Source organism: Thiosocius teredinicola (assembly GCF_002009425.1).
Taxonomy (GTDB): Bacteria; Pseudomonadota; Gammaproteobacteria; order Chromatiales; family Chromatiaceae; genus Thiosocius; species Thiosocius teredinicola.
Map to the genome: position 1 here is coordinate 1699158 of NZ_CP019936.1, position 23193 is coordinate 1722350.

Below are 23193 nucleotides of genomic sequence, written 5' to 3' on the forward strand. Positions count from 1 at the left end.
GCCTGCGATCTGTTGCATCGTCCATCTGCATTTTGCTTCTAGGGTTGGCCCAGGCGTTTCCCCGACTTGCCAACATCCACACCATAGTAGTCGTACTCGCCGCCGTGGTGCTGTTTGACCGTTTCTTCGAAGTCGCCGTCATAGCGTGGGTCTTGCGGTCGTTCGTGACTGTTCATGAACGCGGCAACGTCCCAGGCTTCCTGGTCGCTCAGCCCGCCGACGCCTAAAGGCATGTTGTGTTTGATGAACGCGGTGGCGGTGTTGATGCGATGCATGCCGGCCCCCCAGTTATACCCATGTTCGCCCCATAACGGTGGGAAGATCGCCGACCCCTCGGCATCCCTGACGCCTTGACCATCCTTGCCGTGACACATGGCGCAATTGTCGGCAAACACCTTGGCCCCGCGCTGCGCATCGAATCCTTTCTCGGTAGCTGCGACCTCGGGGTAGCCGCGCCCCGCCATATCGCTGTCTCCGGTCGGTGCCCCGCTTGCAAGCCAATAGCTGTATGCAGTCAGCGCAACGATCGTATCGCTGTCCGCAGCGGGGGGCTTGCCGGCCTTTGATGCCTGTGCATTCATCGAGTACGTGAAGCAACCCTGCAGCCGTTCGATGTAGGTATTCACCTTGTCGTTCTTTTTGCGGTACGCCGGATAGGATACCCAGGCAGCCCAGAGGGGAGAGGAGTCGGCCAACCGACCGGCATCCAGGTGGCAGTTAGTGCACGCCTGATCGTTTCCGACATAGGGCGCGGATACGGGATCGGTATTGGTCTGGGTGAAGATGGCCTCACCCTGGCGAACCATGTCGCCGAACGGCCCCACCGGGAACTGTTCGCGGGATGGAGGCGTAAACGTCGCCTGCTGACCCGCGTCGGGTGCCGGCGTTGTGCCCGCAACTGGCTGCTTGGGAGGTGCCTGCACCAGGTTGTCGGCGGCTATCGTTTTGCCTGGCGGCATCGATGCATAGTAGGTCGCCAGCAGATCGATCTCTTCCTCGCTGAGCGAGGTGGCGACGTGTTTCATCAGGCCGAGCGGATCGTTGCGTCGGGCACCTGACTGCCATGCCTTGAGCTGTGCTTTGAGGTAGCTTGCGTGCTGACCGGCGATGCCGGGAAAGTTTGCGCCGACACCCTCACCCGATGGGGCATGGCATTGGTTGCATCCCGGTAGCTTACGTTGCGGCCAGTCTCCCCAGGTGGCGAGGTGGTTGGCGCGTTGCAGCAGGTCGCCCTCGAGCGGGCTGGCCTTTGGACCAGACCCGGATGCAGCCGGCAGCAGAGAGTAGTAGCGGGCAACCGCATTAATTTCACTGTCTGCAAGGTTGGTGGCGATAGGCGTCATGATCGGGTTGTTGCGCGTACCGTCGCGGAAGGCGTGCAACTGCGAGACGAGGTAGTCGGCATTCATGCCGGCGAGTCGTGGGAAACCGCCGGCGGCCATGCCTTGTCCGTCGCTGCCGTGGCAGCCTATGCAGGCTGCCGCACCGTTGCTGTTTCCTTTCTTGGCCAATTGCTCGCCGACGTCTTGGTCGGCGAGGGCAGGCGTCGCGCCTGCGGTCAGCCAGGCCAGCAGCCCGGCCGTGAAAATCAAGGCTCTGCATTGATAGCGATTGACGTTGTGCATATCTTGCCTTCCTGTGTACTGCGTTTGTTGGCAACCAGTTCTTCGCGGATGTCTTCGGCTGCGCGTCGAACCGTCTGCTCGAACGCGCGGTCGGTCTATTGATTCGCCGGTAAATGGCCGAGGGTAGGGAACTCCTACTTTCCTTGGGTCTGGTCCGGCAGCGATGGCAGCCTTCAGACGCCTGTGCGATCGAAACTGCGTACCGTGTTGTAAGAGAGGTGGCAAGCTGCATGCCACATGCACCTTCGCAAATTGGCACGGACTAACGAGGCGCGGTGCCGCGGGATGTCTTTTGCCCGGTTGAATTCAACCAGCCGGTCTGGCGCAACTGCACCAGTTAAGTAGCGATTAAAGGCCAGTGCGATCGCCGATGAACGTCGCTCGCCGCTCGCCTGTCGCGGGCGAATCGTCAAACGTTGGGTCGGTCAGGTCGGCAGGAACAAACTGACCGACAGGTGAGAGGCGTCCGGTGTATGAACCTCGAGCTTGCCATCGAGCAGGCGCGTCAGGGTGGTCGCCTTGCCCAGGCCGTCGCGCAGGCGCTCGGCTGCCGAGTCGCTGGCAGCATTGGTGTCGAGCCGGATCTGCGGTAGTTGCAACTGAACGCCTCCGCTGACTGTTTCGACGCAGACAGTCGCCGGGCTGGGTACGCCGGCCTCGAACAACTCCGTCACATGGACGAGGATCTGGTAGATCGTGCGCATCACTTGTTTGCGGGGCAGGGTAACCGGCGCCTGATCGTCTGCCGTGCAGCTGCAGGCCCAAGCGGTGGCGTAGCGCTGGTTGACGATCTCACACAGTTGGACAACGGTCTCGTCCAGGTTGAAGGTCGTGGCATGTTCCAGCGGCTGGCTGATCTTCGCACTGATCGGTTGTAGCGTTGCGAGGCCGACATCGATCTGTTCCTTGAACAGCTTCAGGCGCTCGGCAACGTCGGCGTCGGTCGTCTCGCTAAGCAAGTTGTTGCACACAGCCGCCAGCGCCGCATAGTTGTTGCGCGATTTGTGGATGATGTATTTCACCACATCTTCCCATTCGTCGACGGCCTCCCATTGCACGAGTTCGCCGTAACGCTCCATCAGAGAAGCGATATTTGCCGATGTGTCGGCTTCTTCATTTTTGCGGTTCTGTTTTTCCATAATCTCGTGCCGAACTTCGCCAGCCTCGTCCGCCAGGGTCGACCCCGGAGCTTCGCGTTGAGTGCAGGTCCAATGTCGAGAGTCGCCCTACAGTTCACAGATGAATCGGCTCCGGCCTCCTGTCTGCAGACGATCCGGTAACCCGATCTCCGGATCGTTGCGATTTCCACGACGGATACAAAAATGTTATTGCCAGTAGGGCCGGGTGCGATAGGTGTCGTAAATTTTCATCTCGTAGTCCCGGTCGGTGAAATCCGGCCAGTCATCTTTTTCGAACCCTTCGGCCAACGTCAACCTCGCGCGGTCGATATCCAGAAGCAGACCGTTGCTCTCGCCATCCAGGTGGAATGCGTTCCAGGGCACAGGAAACAGCTTCTCGCTGACGCCCAGGAACTGACTCATGTCCAACAAGGCGTAGGAGACCAGTCCGGTATCCGTGTCGATCATGACCTCTTCGACGTTGCCGAGATTTTCGCCTTCCAGGTTCTTAACATAGCCACCGATAAACGCTCGTGCCGAAATGTTCATAACTCCTCCGACTCGCCTCTAACAAAGATACGGGAACCAGCGACTGAAATACCCGTTTCGACCCTGGTCGCCGCCCACGCGGAACGCGACCATGCTGCTCCGAGTTCAGCACTAACCGTGCCAGCCCTGGCCAGCAAGGCGCTGTGCCGCCGATAGGGGATGTACAAACCACAGGCGGCGGCGTGTGTCGGCTTATCGTCGACCATCGAACAACTCTGAAAGCCCCGGCGGCGGGTCGCTCCCGATGGGTGGCTGAATACAGACGAGCGGTGGTCGATTAGCACCTCGCACCCGGTTTCGCGACGTCGGCACGCCCGCTTTAACGCCGTCCGATCGTGCTTTGGCACATTGGCATATGGCTTGCCCTAACGCTCCGAAACGCCGATCGGCGTCGTATTCAGTGAACACATCGACAGAGAACACGGGGCACCACATGGCAACGAAATCCGGCACACGAAAACGCAAATCATCGACCGCTAAAACAGTGATCGCCGACATCGAAACGCCGATCGGCAGCGGTGGCGAGATTCAACAGGCGCCCGATCAGGGCAATGGCGAGACGCTGACCACCCAACAGGGCGTACCCGTCAGCGACAACCAGAACTCGTTGAAGGTCGGCCAGCGCGGCCCGACCTTGCTGGAAGACTTTCACTTCCGCGAAAAGATCTTCCACTTCGATCACGAACGTATCCCCGAGAGGGTGGTGCACGCGCGTGGCTACGGGGCACACGGCTACTTCGAAACCTATGAGTCGCTTGCCGACCTCACCAGCGCCGACATCTTCCAGCGCAAGGGCGATAAGACACCGGCGTTCGTCCGGTTTTCGACTGTGGCCGGCAACAAGGGTTCGGTCGACCTGGCACGCGACGTTCGTGGTTTCGCCGTGAAGCTGTATACCAAGCAAGGCAACTGGGACATCGTCGGCAACAATATCCCGGTGTTCTTCATTCAGGATGCAATGAAGTTTCCCGACCTGATCCACTCCGCCAAAGATGAACCCGACCGCGGTTTCCCGCAGGCGCAGACGGCGCACGACAACTTCTGGGATTTCATCTCGCTGACCCCCGAAGCCATGCATATGGTCATGTGGATCATGTCCGACCGCGCGATACCGCGCTCGTTCCGTTTCATGGAAGGCTTTGGTGTACACACCTTCCGCCTGGTCAACGCCAAGGGACAGTCACGCTTCGTCAAGTTTCATTGGAAACCGAAGTTGGGTATGCAATCGGTAACCTGGGACGAGGCGGTCAAGATCAACGGCGCCGACCCGGACTTTCATCGTCGCGACCTGTGGGACACGCTGGTCGCGGGCGATAAGGTCGAATGGGAACTCGGGCTGCAAGTGTTCGATGACAAGTTCGCCGACAAGTTCGAATTCGATGTGCTCGATGCCACCAAGCTGATACCCGAGGAACAGGTGCCGATCAGGATCGTCGGCAGGCTGGTGCTCGATCGGGTGGTGGACAACTTCTTTGCCGAGACGGAGCAGGTCGCCTTCTGCACGCAGAACATCGTGCCCGGTATCGATTTCACCAACGATCCGCTGTTGCAGGGGCGCAACTTCTCGTACCTGGACACCCAGGTCAAACGCCTGGGCGGACCGAACTTCACCCATATCCCGATCAATGCACCGAAGTGCCCGTTCCATCACTTTCAACAAGATGGCCACATGGCGATGAACAATCCCAAAGGACGGGTGAACTATGAGCCGAACTCGTGGGGTAGCGACGGCGGACCACGTGCGTCGAGCGATGGTTTTACCTCGTACCCTGCCGAGGAAAGCGGTGAGAAAGGCAAGTACCGATCGGAAACCTTTGCCGATCACTACAGTCAGGCGCGTCAGTTCTACGTCAGTCAGGCCGATGTCGAACGTGAGCACATGCGCGACGCGTTGGTCTTTGAACTGAGCAAGGTGAAAGAACCCAATATTCGGGTACGTGTGGTCGCTCACCTACTCAACATCGACAAGGGCCTGGCGGAAGGCGTCGCCGAGGGGCTCGGTATCGCCCAGTTGCCGAAACCGGCAACAGCGGCGCGTGCACCGATCAAGGACCTGCCTGTATCCGATGCGCTCAGCATGCTGAAGAATCCACCGCAGACCTTTGCCGGCCGCAAGCTGGGCGTGCTTGTGACCGAGGGATTCGACGGCAAACTGTTGGCCGCCTTGCGCAAGGCCGCAAAGAAGGAAAGGGCCAACATCACCCTGGTGGCGCCGGTCGCCGACGGCATCGAAGACGACCAGGGGCAGCGACACGCCGCGGATGAGATCCTCGAGGGTGCACCGTCGGTGCTGTTTGATGCGGTTGCGATTATCGTTTCCGAGAAAGGGGCGGATGACCTGTTGATTGAAAACGCCGCACGCCAGTTCATCGCCGATGCGATTTCCCACAAAAAGTTCGTGGCCTATAGCAAACAGGCACGTGAGTTGGTCGAGGCATGTTTGCTGAATGGGTCCCTTGATGACGCGGGCATTGTGGAGTTGTCGACCGGCAAAAGTGCATCCGGCTTCATCGAGGCCTGCGGCGAATTGCGTTGTTGGGCGCGCTAGATGATCCGCGACAAGAGAGCATTGCCGGGGTCGAACGGTAGTTTGGGCCGGTCCAGTGGACGCCCTTGGTAGGGCAGGGTGGTGACGATCAGTTGGCCAGGGTGATCTCAACCACCCGGCCACCACCAACCGGTTGGTTGCGGTAGGGCCACATCAGCCGCTCGCTGAGCTGAGCGGTCAACTGCAGGCCCAGACCGAAACCGGTGGCCTCGCCATTGCCGTTGTCATGTGTGTCGGCCTGCCGATTTTCGATGCGCACCTCGCTACGCCGCTGGGTGATCTTCACCTGGCCCTCCCAGGTGTGCTGGAAGGCGTTGCGGATCAGGTTGCCGAGCACGATGCGTGCGGCGGTATCGGGTAGTTCGGCGATACTCTGGTCGGTCTGCAATTCGACCTCGACATGCTTGTCGGCGAGCAGGTAGCGATTGTCGTCGACCAGCTGTTTGATGAGGTCGCCGATCGACACCATCTGGGTCGGCAGCGTTTCGAGCTCATCGCGGCTCAGCCACAGCAGGGTCTCGGTGAGATGCTGCATGGTCTGGCTGGCCCGATCGATACGGTCATAGGCCTTCTGCTGCGACTTGTCCGGCAGGTGCTTGTGATCGAGTTGCAGTTTGCGGATCAGTTCGACGTTGCTGCGGATAACGCTGATCGGTGTGCGCAGTTCATGACTGGCATGGCGCAGAAAACGGTGCTCGCGTTCGACCGATTGCTGCACCGACGACACGCTGTTCTTGATCAGCTGCGCCAGCCGGTTGAGCTCAGGATAGGCAAAGTCGGGCACGGGTTTGGTGATGTTGTGCGCGTCGAGTGCCTGCGCCCAGCTGCCGAGCTCGGCAGCTGGGCGTGATACGCGCTTCATCAACAACCAGATGATCACGGCGAACGCCAGGGCGCTGGCGGCGCTGATCATCAACAGCGCCTTCATGTTGCGCGCGATGTTGCGACCCACGAGGCGCGAGGCGTTTTCGCGGGTGAAGGTGCGCGAGATCAGCAATTCGTCGCCGTTTACGCGAAACCGCATCAGGAAGTGAATGGCATCCGGGCGCTGCATGAAGCCCGACGCATCGTGCTTTTGCAGAAAACCGACGCGGGTAGGTGGTTCGCCGAAGCTGTCGCGGACGGCATCGGGCAGCTGATCCCAGCGGTTGCTGATGGTATAGCCGTCGAAACTGTTGCTTTCGCTGTAGTCGGCGGAGGGCGTTGATTCGACGAAGCTGTTGACGGCCGCTTCCATATTGGCGGCGATGATGTTGTCCATGCCGCGCATGAAATACTGAGCCGTCAGCACCGAGTAGCCGATGACCAGCACGATACCGAGCGCCAGTACCGCCAGCGCGATGAACCAACGTAGGCTAATCTGGCGTTTCATCGTTTTCGCTCCGCACGGCAAAACCGTGACCCGCGATCGTGTGCACAAGGCGCGGCCCCGCAGAACCGTCGACCGCTTTGCGCAGGTTGAAGATATGCACCTTGAGGCTGTTGCTGTCGGGTGGTTCGTCACCCCAAACGGCGTCTTCCAAGGTTTGACGGCTGACGGTGTTTGGCGAGGCGCGTAGCAATACCTCGAGCAGTCGCCACCCGGTCGGCGACAAGTGGATCAATTGGTCGGCCCGTGCCACCGTCTTTTCGCTGAGGTTCATGACGAGGTCGGCACAGCGCAACACATGCACCTGGCCGCTGCGACGTCGTGCCAGCGCATGCACCCGAACAACGAGCTCCTGGAGTTCGAACGGCTTGACCAGGTAGTCATCGGTGCCTGCGCGGAAGCCGTCGATCTTGTCTTCCAGACGGTCGCGGGCGGTCAGCATCAGTACCGGGGTGTCGTCACCGTCGGCGCGCAGGCGCTCGCAGACGCTGAGCCCATCGAGACGCGGCAGGTTCAGATCGAGCAACAACACATCGTAACGCGCCTGCTGTGCGAGGTTGAGCCCGGCAACGCCGTTGCTGGCGTGGTCGCAGCGTATCTGTTCGAGCTCGAGGTACTGCACGATTGTTTGCGCAAGATCGAGGTCGTCCTCAACCAGAAGTGCGTTCAGCATGGCGAGCCGTTTTCTCCGCGGTGAACAAGGCGTTTTTGATCCGCTTCAGCAGGTCGGCGATGTCGTGCTGGATCAGCAACAATGCCGGTATCAGGATCAATGTGATCACTGTAGCAAACATGATCCCGTAGGCGACCGATACGGCGGCCGGAATCAGGAACTGGGCCTGGCGCGAGGTCTCTCCAAGCAGCGGCATCAGGCCGGCGAAGGTGGTGAACGACGTGAGCAACACCGGACGCAGACGCTCGCGGCAGGCGCGGCTGATCGCCTGGTGCAGATGAGCGGCGTCCGGCTTGTGTTCGTTGAAGCGCGCCACCAGCAGCAGGCTGTCGTTCACCACGACGCCGCTCAGCGCGATGATACCGTTCAACGACAGGATGCCGAGCGACAGGTCGTTCAGCCAATGACCGAGAATTGCGCCGACGATGCCGAACGGGATCGCGGTCATGATCAACACCGGTTGGGAGTACGACTTCAGCGGTATCGCCAGCAGCAGGTAAATGACGAGCAAGGCGAGCATGAACATGTGCGTCATCGATGTCTGCGTTTCGGCCTGCTGCTCGGCCTCGCCGGCAAAGTGGATACCCAGGCCGGGGAACTGGCGTTCAAGCTGCGGTGCGACCGAGCTTTTCAACTGCGCGACCAGCTCGGTGGCCGAGAGCTGTTCCTTGTCGACGTCGGCCGACACATAGGCCGCCCGTTTGCCGTCGATGCGGCTGATGCTGTCGCGTGCATAGCCGAAACTGACGGTTGCCACGCTCGATAACGGCACTACGGTACCATCGGTGGTGCGTACGCGCGCATTTAGAACGTCGGCGGCGCTCTGCCGTTGGTTCTCGGGATAGCGCACCTTGACCTCGATTTCGTCGCTGCCACGTTGGTAGCGCTGCACGATCTGACCGCTGAACGCCTGCAGTACCTGCGCCGCCAGCGCATCGGTGGTCAGGCCGAGGGAGCGTCCCTGCTGGGTCAGTTCCAGGCGCATGCGTGGCATCCCGGGTTCGAGGTTGTCCTCGATGCCGAATACCGCCGGCATCGCGGTGAGTTTCGCTTTGAGTTCTTCGCCGGCCAGCGTCAGCACCTGGTCGTCGTCGGCGCGCAGCTCAACACGCACGGCATCGACCATGCGTGGCGAGTTCTGGATCGCGAGCGAACGCACGCCCTCGGGTAGGCCGGCCAGGCTGCGCCACTTTTGGGTGAAGGTGCGAATGTCGTAGGCCGACTGGTTGTCCAGCTCGATTGTGACCCGGCCCGATTGGTCGGCCTCGGACAACACCTGCAGGTGCGCGATGCCGCTCGCTGCCTCGCCGCGCAGGGCACGGTCGGCCTCGTAGGCCCGCTGTTCGATCAGGCGCAGCGCATCATGCGTCTGACCGAAGCTGGCGTCGTTGCGCATCGTCAGCTCGGCCCTGACCGTGTCGCCGGGGATGTCGGGAAAGAAGCTGACGCGTAGCGCACCGGTGATCGGCATCGATACCACCAAGCCGAAGACTGCGAGGAACAGCAAGGTCACTGCGTAGCGATGATGCAGGGCGATATCGATGACGGGGCGGTACAGCTTGTCGCTGAAGGTTTCGAACAGACGATCTGCGATTTGTTGCACCTTCTGCCACAGGCCGACGATGCCACGGCTGCCATTGCTGCGGTGTGTGTTCAGATGTGCCAGGTGCGCGGGCAGGATCAACTTGGATTCGACGATCGACAGCACCAGACACACCGCGACGATGGCTGCGAACTGGGCATACAGTTCACCCAGGCGTCCGCTGGTCTGCGACAGCGCCCAGAAGGCTGCCACCGTGGTGAACACGCCGAACAACGTGGGGATCGCCACGCGCATCGTGCCCTTGACGGTGCTGGTCAGGGTGTCGCCTTCGGCGCGCCGCACGCTGTAGACGCTCTCGCCGACCACTACCGCGTCGTCGACCACGATGCCGAGGGCGAGGATGAAGCCGAAGGTCGTGAACTCGTTGAGCGACAGGCCGAGAAAGCTGTCACCCATGAAGTACAGGGTGCCGAAGAAGATGAACGGCAGGCCGGCGGCCACCCAGATGGCGACGCGCAGGTTGAGAAACACCGCCAGTAACAGGAACACCCAGAGTATGCCGCTCAAGGCGTTGCGTACGAGCAGGTTCAGTCGATCGTTGATGGCGGTGCTGCGATCGTACCAGCTCGCCAGTTCCACGCCGTGCGGTAGCTTGCCTTGCTCCAGCCAACTCTCCACGACCCGATGCGCCGCGGCCACCGACTCGGTGATATCGTCCTGGCCGGCGGTGATGACCTGCACTGCGATACTGTCTTCACCGTTGAAGCGCGACAGCACCGAGGTGGTGTCGTCAAAGGTGTCGCGAATCTCTGCGACGTCGCCCAGCAAGATTTGCCGACCGTCATCCGTCGTGACCAGCGGGATGCGCGCGAACTCTTGTTTGCGGTAGGCCTGCTCCGACGCCTGCAGTTGCAGGTAGAGCTGGCGATTGCGCATCACCGCGGTCATGGTGTTCGACGAGCCCTGGTTGATTGCATCTTCGACATCCGACAGCGACAGCCCATAGGCCTGCAGGCGTCCCTCGTCGATCTCGATCGCCATCATCGGGTCGAGCCAGCCGGAGATGCTCACCCGGCTGATCGACGTATCGGCGAGCAACTCGCGCTTGAGATCATCCGCCAGTGCCTGCAAGGTATCGCGGCCCACAGCGCCGTACAGCTGCAGCCAGATCGAGTGCTCTTCGCGCTCGGCCTTTTCGATGACCGGTTTCTTGGCGTCGGCGGGAAAGGTCGAGATCGCGTCGACCTTGGCCTTCACGTCGCGCAGCAGATCGTCGAGTTCGTAGTCCGCCAGCTTCTCCACCGTCACCGTAGCGCCGTTGCGGGTCGACTCGCTGGTGATCGACTCGATACCGATGACACCTTCGAGCTGGTCCTCAATCTTGATCGCGATGCCTTCTTCCGACTGCTGCGCCGAGCCGCTGTCGTAGGTCACCGACACGGTAAGCCGGTCGGGTTCCATGCTGGGGAAGGCCTCCTTGCGCAGGCTGCCCATCTGCATCAGGCCCAGTACGATGACCAGGATCATCAATAGGTTGGCGGCGACTGGGTTGGCGGCGAACCAGGCGATCACGCCGCGGTGTCCACTACTCATCGTGCGGCTCTTCGACCGGGTTGATTTGCATGCCTTCGAGGTAGCCATTCAGCGGATGCACCAGCACCTGTTGCGGCATCGTTTCGAGCTGTTCCGGCACGGCGATATAGATGTTGTCGGTATCGCTGAACACCGGCGTCGCCGCTATCTTGGCCAGGGTGTTGAATGCGGTGATGTACCAGATCTCACCGCGTTGGCTCAATGCCGAGACCGGCAGCTTCCACAGGTCATTGCGCTCGGTGCCTGCGACCTGCGCCCTGACAAAGGTGCCGGGTAACAGCGGTGGTTCTTGGTCGAGCGGTTGGTCGACCGCGACGATCAATGCGCGTTGCCGCGTCGTGTCGTCGAGGTGTTGCTCAACACGTATCACCCGGCCGGACCATTGTTGACCGTTCTCGACATCGGTCAGGCTAACCGGCCAGTCACCCGCGGTCAGTTGATCGTCGGCCGGCAGGTTCTGCCAGTCGCGTGCCGACAGCGCGATGCGGATCTCGATGCGGTCGGTACTGTACAGCGTGGCGACCTCGGTGCCGGCCTGCACATAGCCGCCGGGAGATACCAGGCGCTCGACCACCAGGGCATCGAACGGGGCGAGCATTCGTGTCTGCTCCAGATCATGACGCGCACTGCGCAGCGCCGCCTGTGCGGTCGACACCGCGGCCTGCGCAGCGGCCAGTTGCGGTTTGCGCAGCACCAATGCCGAGTCGGGCTTGCCGCCGAGTCCGGAGGCCTTCCATTCTGTTTCGGCCTGCACACCCTGGCGCTGTTCTTCGAGCAGGGCGAGCTTGGCGTCGGCCAGCTCTTTCTCGGCGCTGGCCACGGCTGCCCGGTAGCTGCTGTCTTCCATCTGCAGCAGCGACTCGCCCTGGGCGATGCGTCGGCCGTTGGCAAATGCCTCGTTGAGCGATGTGATCTTTCCCGCCACCTGTGCGCTGAGGCTGAGTTGATAGTGGGCCTGCGCTTCGCCAAACGCCGCCACGTGTGCCTGGTAGCTGGCCGGGGCGACGCGCACGGTGGCAACATCGATCGCCTGTGCGGTCGACGATGGTGGCTGTTCGGCAGGCACAGCCGACGCTGGTGGTTGCTTCGCCTGTGCCGGCGCACCTGCCGGTCCCGATCCGGGTGGCGACAGGTGTTGAAACAGATAGCCGGCCACGCCGACGCAGATCGCGAGTGCGATAGCCAGAGTCAGCCATTGGGTGCCACGTCGAGTCATTCGGGGTCAGCTCCGCTGAGGGTTGGGTCGACACCGAGGCCGAGCGCCAGCCCCAGGGTGATACGGTTTGCCAGGCGTTCGTAACGCAGTGTGTTGACCTGGTCTTCCAGGTCGTAGGTTTGCTGCTGCACGGAAAGCAGGTCGAGGATGTCGACCAGGCCGGCGCGATAGCTGCGCTGGTATTGGTCGAGGTTGTTGCGTGCGCTGGCGAGCGCCGTTTCGGTATGGGTCAAGCGGCGTGCCAGTGCGTGCTCGTTGCTCAAGGCGTTGCTCACTTCGGAGACCGCCGTCAGCAGCGTGTCGCGATAGCTCTGGTAGGCGTACGCGGTTTCAAGTTCGGCGACCTCGGCCGCCGCGCGCAGCTGGCCACCTTTGTAGAGCGGCGCGGTCAACTGCGCGAGTAGCGACCAGACGGGATCGGTCAGCAGCGCCGCGCGAGGGTTTTCGGCGACGTCTTGCAGAGCGGCCGTCAGGCTCAGACTGGGCAGCAGTTCTTTGTAGGCGACCGACGTGCGCAGATCGGCGGCCACGATGGCGTGATAGGCGGCCTGAAGATCGGGTCGGCGCTGCAGCGTTTGCGATGGCAGGCCGGCCGCGGGAACTGCGACGCTGGGAAAGTCTTCGCTGATCTCGACATCGTTGGCATCGGTTCGGCCGAGCAGGCCGCGCAACGCTTGTTGCAGTTGAGCCAGGGTTTCATGCTGTTGCGCCAGTGTCGCGCGGGCGCTGGCGGTCGAGGTGCGTGCACTGTCGAGATCCTCGAGGGTGCCCAGGCCGTTGCGGTAGCGCTGGACGATGAACTGCTCGTTGCGTGTCAGCGATTCGAGACGCTGCCGCTGGATGTCGACGGCACGTTGTTGGCCGACCAGGTTGAGCCAGTTGGTCATAACCTCGGCGGCGAGCGTATCGCGCGCAGCCTGGAACAGCGCACGTTGCTGGGCGACGTCTTTGTCGGCGGCGGCGGTATCGTCGGCGAGCTTGGACCACAGGTCGATCTCCCAGCTGATGCTGAGGGTGCCGGTATAGGCATCGTCGCTGTCTTCGGTGCGTTCACCACTCAGACCCGCCTCGATTGTCGGGCGTTGTGCGCCATGGGTCTGGCGCCGCTGTGCCTGACGGATGCGCAGCGTCAACAGGGTTTGCTGCAGGCTGGGGTTGGATTGCAACGCCTCGCTCACCAGGGTGTCGAGTTTGCTCGATGCAATGAGATCACCGATGTAGCCCGGCGATTCACCGGGTTCCGACGCTGACCACGCGGTAACGCTGCCCGCTTCACGCGTCGCGCGTTCGGCGAATTCGGTACGTGGCACGCCGCTGCTACAGGCGGTCAGGGCGAGCGCACACAGCGACGCGGTGACGATGCCGCGTACCGTCGATGCCGCCCGTAGTGTCGATGTCTTGTTGCCCACGTCTTCCAACCGCCCAATGTCGTGATTTCACTGTATGCGCCCGGTGGTTAACGGGCGGTTAACAGCCCGAACCCGGGTCGTACACATGGAGTCGGGGCCGGGTAGCTGGCGGCGGAGACAGGGGGATCCGCTGCTATGCTTCGGGTGAAACCTTGTGGAAGAAGAGCGGACCTATGGACTGGCCATCGCTTGTTGCGCGCAGACTGGAACAACTTGGCTTTGCAAGTGTGCACGGCAACACGCTGGTGAAGCGGGTCGACGATCTGTTTCATGTTGCCTGGATCGATGCTGGCGGCGATCGCAATGTGATGCTCTGGGTGGGCGTCTGGGCGCCGGAGATGCAGCCGGGCTTCGCGGGCAAGAAGTTTCCCAAGGGTTTTCGCACGCCGTTGTTTGGCGGCGTGGGGATGAACCAAGTACATCACGCTGCCGGCGGGTGGCCTTGGTCGCCGGACCAACTGGTCGACTCCGACAGTGCGTCGCAGATGCTGGCGCAGGTCGAGCAGATCGCGATTCCCTGGTTATGTGCGTTCTCCGAACGCGGCGCAGTGGTCGAAGCACTCGACGAATTGGGAGACAGCGAGACGGCGCAGCGGGTCGGGCAGTGCGCCGGCGGTGGACCTGCATTGGGCCTTGCGCCGGGCCGTGCTGATGAGCTGTGCGCCTCAAGGCGCTATCAGCGAGTGTCACATGAGCGGTTCCGCCAAGAGTTCGGTCGGGCAGCGGCCAGGGAACTCGTTGGTAGAGGCTTTGCCGCCGGTAAGAGTGACCACAACCCGCAGTTCTATCGACACCGATCCGACGTCAACATCTATGACGTGATTCATTTCGAATTGATTGGTCTGGGAACCCGGACGTTCGTCAACCTCGGCAGTTGGGTGCCGGAGTTCGAGATGGCGCATCGTGTGGATGAACTGCCGGAAGATCTGATGATGATCAACCCGCAGATTGCCGGACCCGACGACGTCGTCGGCTACCCAAAGATCAATCGACTATGTTCGGTGCCCCTGGCGGAGGATTGGCTCACCGAGGTGCTGCGGCGCATCGACCATGCGGCGATGCCCTGGTTCGATTCGATAGGTTCAAGACAAGACATCGTAACCAGTGCATCGCCGGACTTCGCCGCGCGCTTGGACGATCCCATCATCGGATCGACAACGCTGCGCGATATGGTGATGGGAAAACTCGATGGCGGATGATCACCTGCGAAGAGGGTAGAACCGACCAGTTGGCTTGTTCTTGCCGTGCAACCAGCGGGATGCGCTAGTTGACCATCTTCACTATGAGCTGCGAGTGGGCGGCCCGACCATGATCGTCGACCACGCGCACATCGAAACTTCCGACATCGGGTTGCCAGAAAAACACCTCGCCGATGTCGCTCTGGCCGACGAAGCGGTCGTTGACGAACCAGTAGAGGGTATCGGAGTCGGTATCGGCGATCGCGCTGAAAGGGATGCGTTCCTCGTTACGCTGCGCCGATCTCAAGGTATACGTGATGTTCGCATCTGGTGCGCGGATCTGCGGTGCCGCGCCGCTGCTGCTGGCGAGGTTGAGTGGACAGTCCGCTTCGAACGGCGGCGGCAGGCGACGGGATATGCCGGCGCTGCGAAACAGGGCCAACAGATCGCTGGGCCAGAACTCGTAGGTCTGCAATTCGGTACGCGGTGGTTCGTGGAAGCAGGCGCGTTTGCCGCTGGCCATGTCAACCGGTATGGCACGGTAGATGTCGCTGATCTTTAACGGCGACACGCCCGGTATGAACCATGAAGTTGTGGTGTGCGGGCAATGCTCATTCGGCAGGTCGCCGGTCGGCGCACACACGTCGACCTTGGCCAGGTTCAAGCCCGGGCCCGGCATCGGTACCTCGAACGGGCCGCGCTCGCGCTCGATTGCTCGCGCGATGTCGAAAAACAGCGGCCCCGCCGCACGACGGCCGACGAAGGCGGGATTGCCGCGACCGTCAAAGCGCCCGACCCACACGGCCATGACATAGTCACCGAACACGCCCATCGTCCACGCATCGCGAAAGCCATATGAGGTGCCGGTCTTCCACGCGACCGGCAATACCTCGCGTAGTTGTCCGGGCAGTGTCTGCTCGTCCGGTGCATCTGCCTGGTACAGCATATCCAGAGTAAGAAAGCCTGCCTCGCTGCTGATCAGCCGAATGCCATCGTCGGTCGAGGCCGCACCGGGCAGGTAGCGTGGTGTCTTCAGCACACCGTCGTTGACCAATGCCGCATACAGCCGCGTCAGTTCTTCCATGCTGACCTCGAGTGCGCCGAGAGCGATGGCCAGACCATAGTGCTTGCGCGGCTGCATCTGCTTGACACCTGCCGACTTCAGCAGCCCATACAGGTCCGGGTTGTTCAGCTCGCCGGCCAACTGCACTGCCGGAACGTTGCGGCTCAACGCCAGTGCCGTCTTGGCCGACAATGGACCGAGGAAATCCTTGTCGAAGTTCTCCGGCGTGTATCCGCCGAAGCGACGCGGTGCATCTTTGAGCAAGCTCATCGGATGGATCAATCCCTGGTCCATCGCCAAGGCATAGACGAACGGTTTGAGTGCGGAGCCGGGCGAGCGGCGTGCGCGCACGCCGTCGACCTGGCCCTCGATCTCGTCATTGAAGAAATCGGCCGAGCCGACATAGGCCTCGACATCCATGGTTTTGGTATTGACCAACAGTGCCACGGCGTTGTCGACACCTACCGGCGCACGTCGTTCGACGTAGTGCGAGATGTGTTGTTCGAGCAGCCGCTGCAACCGGGCGTCGATTGTCGTCTGCACCGTTCCAGATTGACCGTTCGGCAGTTCGCGTTCGAGGCGTTCCGTCAGGTGTGGCGCGAGAAAGGGCAGTGCTTCGGGCGGACGGAATGCGAGCGCGAGATCGAACTGCGAGGCACGCGCCCGGTCTTGCGGGTGGCTGGTGATCCAGGTGTCGAACAGGCGTGAGCGGGCTGCTGCCAAGCGGGCTCTGCCTTCCGCTGTATCCGGGTTGCGTGCAGCCGGGTTCTGCGGGATCACGGCCAGGCTCAACGCCTCGGGCAGCGACAATTCGCTGGCCGGCTTGCCGAAGTAGATCAGGCTTGCCGTGCCGACGCCTTCGATGTTGCGACCATAGGGCACGCGCGACAGGTAGGCTTCGAGCAGTTCCTGCTTGTTGTAGTGTCGTTCGAGTTGTACGGCGCGCGCGATCTGCACCAGCTTGCCCGGCACGTGGCGGGTGTCGAGATCGAAGCGGATGCGCGCCAGTTGCATGCTGATTGTCGAAGCGCCCACCCGGCGATCGCCTTCGACAAAGGTCGTCCATGCCGCGCGCAGCAGGGCGATTGGATTGACGCCCGGGTGATCGAAGTAGTAACGGTCTTCATACAGCAGCGTCGCGTCGATCATCGCAGGTGCGACTTCCGCCAGAGGTGTGCGCAGGCGGTAGCGGTCATCCGCCGCCAGCGACAGGCGCATCAGCTCGTTGTTGCGATCGGTGTAGGCGCGCGACCAGGGTACGTCGCCGTGCAGATCGGGCTTCGGACAGACGGCATAGGCGAGCAGCGCGATGGCGCACAGGCCGCCACCGGCAAGCAGCAGCCGGCGCGACCATCGGCCGAACCGCCAGCCCGTCATTGTGCTGCCTTGACCTCGAAGCGCCCCGACAGGCCTTGGGCGACGGCGGTGCGATCGTACATGGCCTCGGCAAACGGTGGCGGTACCACGAAGTTGCCGCGCGCCGTGAGCTTGACCTTGTAGCTGAGCTCGGTCACCTGGTTGCCGAAGGTGCCGTAGAACACCACGCGGTCTTCGCGCACATCGGTGTAGTCGGCCAGCCAGTTGGCCGACTTGCGACGCACGCTGTCGCGCTGCACCTCGAAGCCGCCGGGCAGCAGATCGACGACAGCGACATTGCTCAAGGTGCCCTGCAAGGCGCGTATGCGCAGACGTACAGTCAATTCATCACCCTGTTTGGCGGATGAAACCGGCTTGCCCTGTGCATCGAGATACTGTCGGGAGACTTCGAGCTTCTCGCTGATCGCCGTCTCCGGCATCGACTGGTTGTAGCCGGACTGGCTGGCCAGATAGAACAGTTTCTCCGGTCCGTCGATCATGATCTGTTGTGCGTCGATCGGCGCCGTTGCCTGAGGGTACGGTTGATCGGCGATATCGAGCACCTGTTCACCGCCCTCGGCAGTGGGCACAGCGAACCTGACCGACTCGGCGGCCGCGGTATCGCCCGCACGATCCGAATAGGCATCGAGTGCCAGAATCGCCGCGGCCGAAGACACCGTGTTGTAGCGGCCCTGGAATATCGGGTCTACCAGCGACAGCAGCTGTTTGCCCTCGAGACTGTCGAAGCGGGCAGGGAAGTGCCGTGCCATCAGGTAGACATACTGCGCATCGTGGGCCAGTCGCGAATCGTAATCGCTGCGATCGGTGGCCTGTTTGCCGGTGAGACCGTCGACGAACTGACCGATCTTATAGTCGTTCATCAGCTTGTCCGCGTCGGCTTCTTTCTTCAGCAGCTGGTAGGTCGCCGCCATGTAGATCGCGGTGATGTCGGTGGCCCACTCGCCGGCGAACTTCTTGTTCAGCGTCTCGTGCAGATTCACCAGCATATTGGTCGTGACGATCCCGTTGCGCGTCAACACGTACTGGGCGCGGGCGATCAGCCGGGCATCGTTGAGTGTGAGCGGCTTGTCGCCGGCATAGCCACGCAGGTAACTGGTAAGACGTTCGAGCATGTCGCGCGGCACACCAACGCCGCGTTCGGCCGCATCGGTCAGGAACTGTGCAACATAGATGCTGGGGAACGTCGCCGTGCGGCTGTCGCCAGGCCACAGACCGAAACCACCGTCGGCCGACTGGCGCGAGCGCAGACTGCTGATCAATGCCTGCAGTCGTTGGTGTTTCGACGCAATATCGCCCTGGTAGTCTGCCGAGTCGAGATAGGCAAGCAGCGGGTAGGTCTGGCTGACAATCTGCTCGGTGCAGTTGTGCGGGTAGTGCTGCAGATAAGTGATCAGCCCGTCGGCCAATGCAATCGGCTGCGCCGAACCGGTCGCACGATTCTCACCGAGATTCTTATACAGTGTGCGCGGTAGCTTCACGGTGACCTTGCCGTTCTCGGCGAAGCCGGCATCCAGGCTCGTGCGATAGGGCACTGCTGGGCGTACCGACAGCGTGGTGGTGATGCGTGCGTCGGCTTCGGCGTGACTGGCGCGGAAACGGAGTTCGGTATCGCCGAGCGCCGCAAGCGCCTTTACGCGGTACTCCACGCGCGACTCCTTGCCCTCGCCAAGCGGTATCTCTTGTTTGGCGTCACCCAGGATCTGCAGACGGTCGCCGCCGACCGCTTCGATCATGACCTTGGCATCGGGACCGGACCCTTCGAGCGCGTTGCTGACGCCGACCGTTACGTCGAACTCGTCGCCGGGTGCAACGGCCAGCGGCACATTGGGTTGAAGCACGAACGGACCACGCACATGGGTGCTGTCCGATTGCATGCCCATGCCCTGATCGCTGACGGCGACGGCGATCAGGCGCAGTTCGCCGTTGAAACGGTCCGGTATGGTGAACGACTGTTCGCGGCGTTCGGCATCGGCCTCGATGATCCCCGACCAGAAAGCAATCGGGGCGTCGGCCTTGCGTGCGAACGGGTTCAGGTTGGCGCCCAGGGCGCGTTTGCGTTTGGCTTCGTCACCACCGGTGGCGGATAGCGATTTCAGCAGCGCGAACTCGGGCAGGATCAGGTCGACGATCTGCGCAGTTCTGACCTCGAGCGCACGTTTCTGCAGGAAGTGATCGAGCGGTTCGGGGTTCTTGTAATCCGCAACCTGCAGGATACCTTCGTCGACCGCGAAGACCACCATGCGCGACGGTTTGGACGACGAGAAACCGATCGTCAGTGTCTCGCCGGGTTTTACCCGCTCGGGGGCATCGAGCGTCAGCTCGAGCTGGCGTTTTGCGCGGTCGATACTGAACGGCGCGACGCCATAGCTGAGCGGGCTGGTGAAAATCTCCTTGGAATCGGCGGCACGCACGAAGGCGACGTTCACATAGGCGTTGCCTTCGAGTTGCTCGGGTATGCGGATGCGCTGGACCGAGCGCGTGGTATCGCTCTGGAACCATTGGAAGGCATACACACGATCGCGTTCGATCGTGATCAGGCCGGCGCCGTGATAAGGCGCGGTGATCGCGATCTCGATCTCGTCACCCGCGCGGTAATCCTTGCGGTCGAGCTTGATCGACAGCTCTGCGTTCTTTTCGAGTTCACCGGCGACATTGGCGGCACCGACGACCGAGAACTTCAGTCGACTGACCACGCGTCCACTGTTGCCGACCAACTCCAGCTCGTAGTCACCCGGTTTGTCGGACGGCAGTTGGTACTCGGCGGCGTCCTCGGCTGCGATCGCAAACGGCGTCTCGGACACCGGCCGGCGTTTGAGCACCGATTGGAAGCGATAGGTGCCGTCGCGTTGCTGCACCAGGGTTGATACCTGCTGGCGTTCGACCAGGCGCAGTGTGAGCTCGTCGTAGGCGACGCGATTGAGCTCGGGATCCACGGCAAGAAACTCCACGCTGCGCTTGGCGTCGCGTTTGAGATAGTCGAGACCGCCATCGGCCTTGTAGCCGATGAGCTTGTCGGCGGGCGTCAGCAGCACACCGGTGGCAGCGCTCACGCTGCGGCCGTCGCCACTTTCATAGCCGTCGGCAGCGAACGTCAGCCGATAGGTGCCCTGGTCGAACTTGGCGAGCGGCAGTTCGAACGTGGCATTGCCCTTGTCGTCGCTGCGCTGCATCGGCAGCTTCTCGCGAATCGTGCGCGGCGGCTTTTCCGGGTCCAGATAGGGGTCGATAAAGGTGTAGTCGGCGAACTCCTTGAATCCGAAGCCGCTCGGGCTCAGCGTGAGCTCGGCCTCGATGCGTCGGTTTTGCGCCGGTGCACCGAACAGGTTTTCGAGCGCCACCAGGCCATTGACGTCGGTGGTGTTTATCCAGCCTTTCGCCTTGGGGCTTGAGAGGCGCGTGCGAATGCGCATGCGGTCGGGCTGGAATTCCTCGACGCGGAAATTGGTTGTGCCGATCAGGTCGCGGCGTTTCTGCCGATCGATAATATAGATCGCCGCTTGGTAGGTACCGGTACGTGCGACGTCGTCGGTGGCGAAATCGAGTTCGATGAAGCCACTCGGGTCGAGGGTGAGTTTTTTGTCGACCAGGGTGTTGCCCTGTGGGTCGGTGATCTGAACCGCCAACGGTATCCGTCCGGGCTGCTCGAAATCGAACCGGCGCACGATGGCCCCGATGTGGCCGCTTTCACCGGGGCGATAGATGCCGCGGTCGGTGAACAGGTAGGCCGTGAGTTGGTCGTCGCGCTGGTAGCGGGAGTGCAGGCCGCCGGTATCGAAGCGTGAATAGTTCAGGAACCGCGGAGCGCGACTGAAGGGGATGAAGGTTACATCGGTTTCGGTGCGCACCAGATAGACGGTGGGTGTGCGTTCGCGCTCGAAGCCTTCGGTTTCGGCGAGCCTGACATGACCGAGCTCGTCGGTGGTGCCGCGCAGGATCGGCAAGCCATTTTTGCCGAGCAGGGCAACTTGGGCGTTGCTTACCGGCAAGCCGTCGTTGATCGACTGCACGAAGACGTCGTGACTGGTATCGACGTTGTCCTTGACCAGCAGGCCCAGATCGGTGACCAGCACCAGGCGTTGGTCTACGGTACCGGGTATGGCGTAGCCTTTTTTGCGGTCCCAACCCTCGACCTTGACCAGGAACAGTCCGAGGCGATCGTTGCTCTGCGCCAGGTAGGGATTCAGGTCGATCGACGCGAAGCTGGCTTTCTTGGGGTGTTGTTGTGCCAGGCTGATCAGTCCGCTGAAGCGTTCGGTGAGGTTGTCCTCGTTGAACTGGAAGTTGATGAACTGCGGCGAGCTGATGTCGCCCGCGGTCTGGCTGACCAGGTGATTGATGTCTTGTGGCAGCAGCCGACCGATGGTGTAGCGGATGGTTTCGAGACCACGAGTCTGCAACGGCAGATGCTTGTCGCCGCTCTTGGCGACCAGCGCGCCCTCGGCCATTACCCGGACTTCTTTCGGATATTCCGGGCTGCGCAACACCGTGTCGTAGCGGGTCGCCATCTTGAAATCGCCATCGGACGTCAGTCCGCGTTCGAGTTGCACGTAGAGATCGCGACCTTCCGGGATGTTGAGCAGGAAGCTGTGCGATTGCGATGAATCGCGTTCGCTCTCCATCGCTTCGAGCACGACCGGCTCGGCCTTGGCCAGCACGGCGTCGGTGACCTCGCGCGGGCTGTTCCAGCGTTCGTAGGCATTCTCCTTGGTCGGCAACAGCCAAACGTGCGTCGCATCGACGACGGCGCTGTGTTTCACGTAATCGGTGAAATTGACGACCAGCGCCTGTTCCGGCTCGTCGTCCGCGTTGCGCGCGATCATTGCCTGGCTGGCGGCGACCTTGAAGAAGGTCTCCCGGCTCGGGATCTTGACCGATGCGTCGACCGTCTGCGCACTGGCGTCGCCGCCGAGTGAACTGGCAACGCCTTCGTTGACATGCAGCTTCATGTAACTGGTCTGTTCGCCAGGCGATACCGGGTCGGAGTGGATATACGCCTCGCGGTGAAACTTGTCGAACGTGATCTTGCGGCCGTACAACGTCGGCTTGGTCACTACGCCGGCGTCGGATTCGCGCATGGCGACCGAGAGTTTCTCATCGAGACTCTCGGCATCGACCGGATGACTGAACTGCAGGGTGGCGACGGTCTTGCGGATTTTCTTGTCCGCCGGATCTTGGTAGAAGCGGAAGTTTTTCAGCTTGACCGTCATCGACGGCGTGCTGAATACGGCGCCGGGCTGCGTGAGTTCGACATGCGGTGCGAAAATGGAAGGCGCGAAATCGACGGTGTAGTCCTGGTTGGGAGCCCAGTCGTTTTTCGGCTGAAAACGCAGGGTGTTCGCGTCGAGCCATTCCCAGGTGCCGGGTACGGCCGGTTTCATCGTGACACCGTTTTTTACGGTCTCTCCGATCAGATCCAACTGGGCAACATCGGGCGCGCCTTCCGGATACTGTGCACGCAGTACATCGGTGGACAACACGGCGTTGAATCGAATGATCAGCGGCTGCGGTTGCAACTCATCATTGACGACAGGGGTGACACGCGGACTTTCAGCGGCGGCGACGTAGCGCAGGGGTTCGGGCAGGGTCTGGTAATAGAAATAGGCGGCGCCGCCGGCAATGCCGATCAGCAGCAATACGAGCACGGATCGATTGAATGTCGCGCTGTGATCGCGGCGCCAAACCGTCATCGGACGCAACCAGGGCGGCGCTTGCCAACTCAGGCTTCCGAAGATCAAAGCCAGTAGTTTGCCGATTGCCCGGAAGATGAAACCCATGCGACGTTCCTTGTAGTTGGTGTCCGAAAACGACGCGCAAGTATAGGCCGTTTGCTGCTGCGGTTCATGTGCAAATTGTGGCGAAACACTGGCGATTTGATGGACCCGTTCGCTTGGCGAACACGACGCCGATTTCGTGACTGCTGATCCATAGCGTG

At 61.6% G+C, this 23193-nt stretch carries 12 protein-coding genes; 2 read left to right on the forward strand and 10 right to left on the reverse strand.

Annotated features, from left to right (window positions below; translation table 11 throughout):
• Positions 1-38: 38 nt before the first annotated feature.
• The 3 genes from B1781_RS08255 to B1781_RS08265 all read right to left on the reverse strand — a co-directional run bounded on the left by B1781_RS08255 (position 39) and on the right by B1781_RS08265 (position 3292).
• Positions 39-1625, reverse strand: a complete 1587-nt coding sequence (locus tag B1781_RS08255) for a c-type cytochrome (RefSeq protein ID WP_078119210.1) — start codon at positions 1623-1625, stop codon at positions 39-41.
• A 425-nt stretch (positions 1626-2050) separates the two neighbouring features.
• Positions 2051-2764, reverse strand: coding sequence for a hypothetical protein (locus B1781_RS08260; protein ID WP_078119211.1), 714 nt, complete (start codon positions 2762-2764; stop codon positions 2051-2053).
• 186 nt (positions 2765-2950) lie between these two features.
• On the reverse strand, positions 2951-3292 hold the full coding sequence (locus tag B1781_RS08265) for a PRC-barrel domain-containing protein (RefSeq protein WP_078119212.1): 342 nt from the start codon (positions 3290-3292) through the stop codon (positions 2951-2953).
• Between the two features lie 433 nt (positions 3293-3725).
• Here B1781_RS08265 and B1781_RS08270 point away from each other — a divergent pair, with 433 nt between their 5' ends.
• Positions 3726-5840: a catalase gene (locus B1781_RS08270; RefSeq protein WP_078119213.1), complete on the forward strand. Its 2115-nt coding sequence runs from the start codon at positions 3726-3728 to the stop codon at positions 5838-5840.
• A gap of 88 nt (positions 5841-5928) precedes the next feature.
• Here the strand turns inward: B1781_RS08270 and B1781_RS08275 are convergent, their stop codons facing one another.
• The 5 genes from B1781_RS08275 to B1781_RS08295 are packed head-to-tail and all read right to left on the reverse strand — an operon-like array spanning position 5929 to position 13643.
• The gene (locus B1781_RS08275; RefSeq protein WP_078119214.1) at positions 5929-7212 is read right to left on the reverse strand and encodes a sensor histidine kinase; all 1284 of its coding nucleotides are present in this window, start codon (positions 7210-7212) and stop codon (positions 5929-5931) included.
• Positions 7196-7882: a response regulator transcription factor gene (locus tag B1781_RS08280; protein WP_078119215.1), complete on the reverse strand. Its 687-nt coding sequence runs from the start codon at positions 7880-7882 to the stop codon at positions 7196-7198. Before B1781_RS08280 ends, B1781_RS08275 begins: the two co-directional genes overlap by 17 nt.
• Positions 7860-11018, reverse strand: a complete 3159-nt coding sequence (locus tag B1781_RS08285; protein ID WP_078119216.1) for an efflux RND transporter permease subunit — start codon at positions 11016-11018, stop codon at positions 7860-7862. Before B1781_RS08285 ends, B1781_RS08280 begins: the two co-directional genes overlap by 23 nt.
• The gene (locus B1781_RS08290; RefSeq protein WP_078119217.1) at positions 11011-12234 is read right to left on the reverse strand and encodes an efflux RND transporter periplasmic adaptor subunit; all 1224 of its coding nucleotides are present in this window, start codon (positions 12232-12234) and stop codon (positions 11011-11013) included. The genes B1781_RS08285 and B1781_RS08290 overlap by 8 nt, the downstream gene beginning before the upstream one ends.
• On the reverse strand, positions 12231-13643 hold the full coding sequence (locus B1781_RS08295; RefSeq protein ID WP_334223921.1) for a TolC family protein: 1413 nt from the start codon (positions 13641-13643) through the stop codon (positions 12231-12233). The genes B1781_RS08290 and B1781_RS08295 overlap by 4 nt, the downstream gene beginning before the upstream one ends.
• Positions 13644-13816: 173 nt before the next feature.
• Between B1781_RS08295 and B1781_RS08300 the strand changes: the two genes are divergently transcribed.
• Complete coding sequence (locus B1781_RS08300) at positions 13817-14842, forward strand: hypothetical protein (protein WP_078119218.1); 1026 nt, start codon at positions 13817-13819, stop codon at positions 14840-14842.
• Positions 14843-14906: 64 nt separating this feature from the next.
• On the opposite strand, the gene pbpC is transcribed toward B1781_RS08300, so the two are convergent.
• Together pbpC and B1781_RS08310 are read right to left on the reverse strand one after the other, a co-directional pair.
• Positions 14907-17261, reverse strand: coding sequence for a penicillin-binding protein 1C (gene pbpC / locus B1781_RS08305; protein WP_078119219.1), 2355 nt, complete (start codon positions 17259-17261; stop codon positions 14907-14909).
• Entirely contained in the window at positions 17258-23035 is a 5778-nt protein-coding gene (locus tag B1781_RS08310) for an alpha-2-macroglobulin (RefSeq protein WP_078119220.1), read from the reverse strand. Before B1781_RS08310 ends, pbpC begins: the two co-directional genes overlap by 4 nt.
• Positions 23036-23193 lie beyond the last annotated feature (158 nt).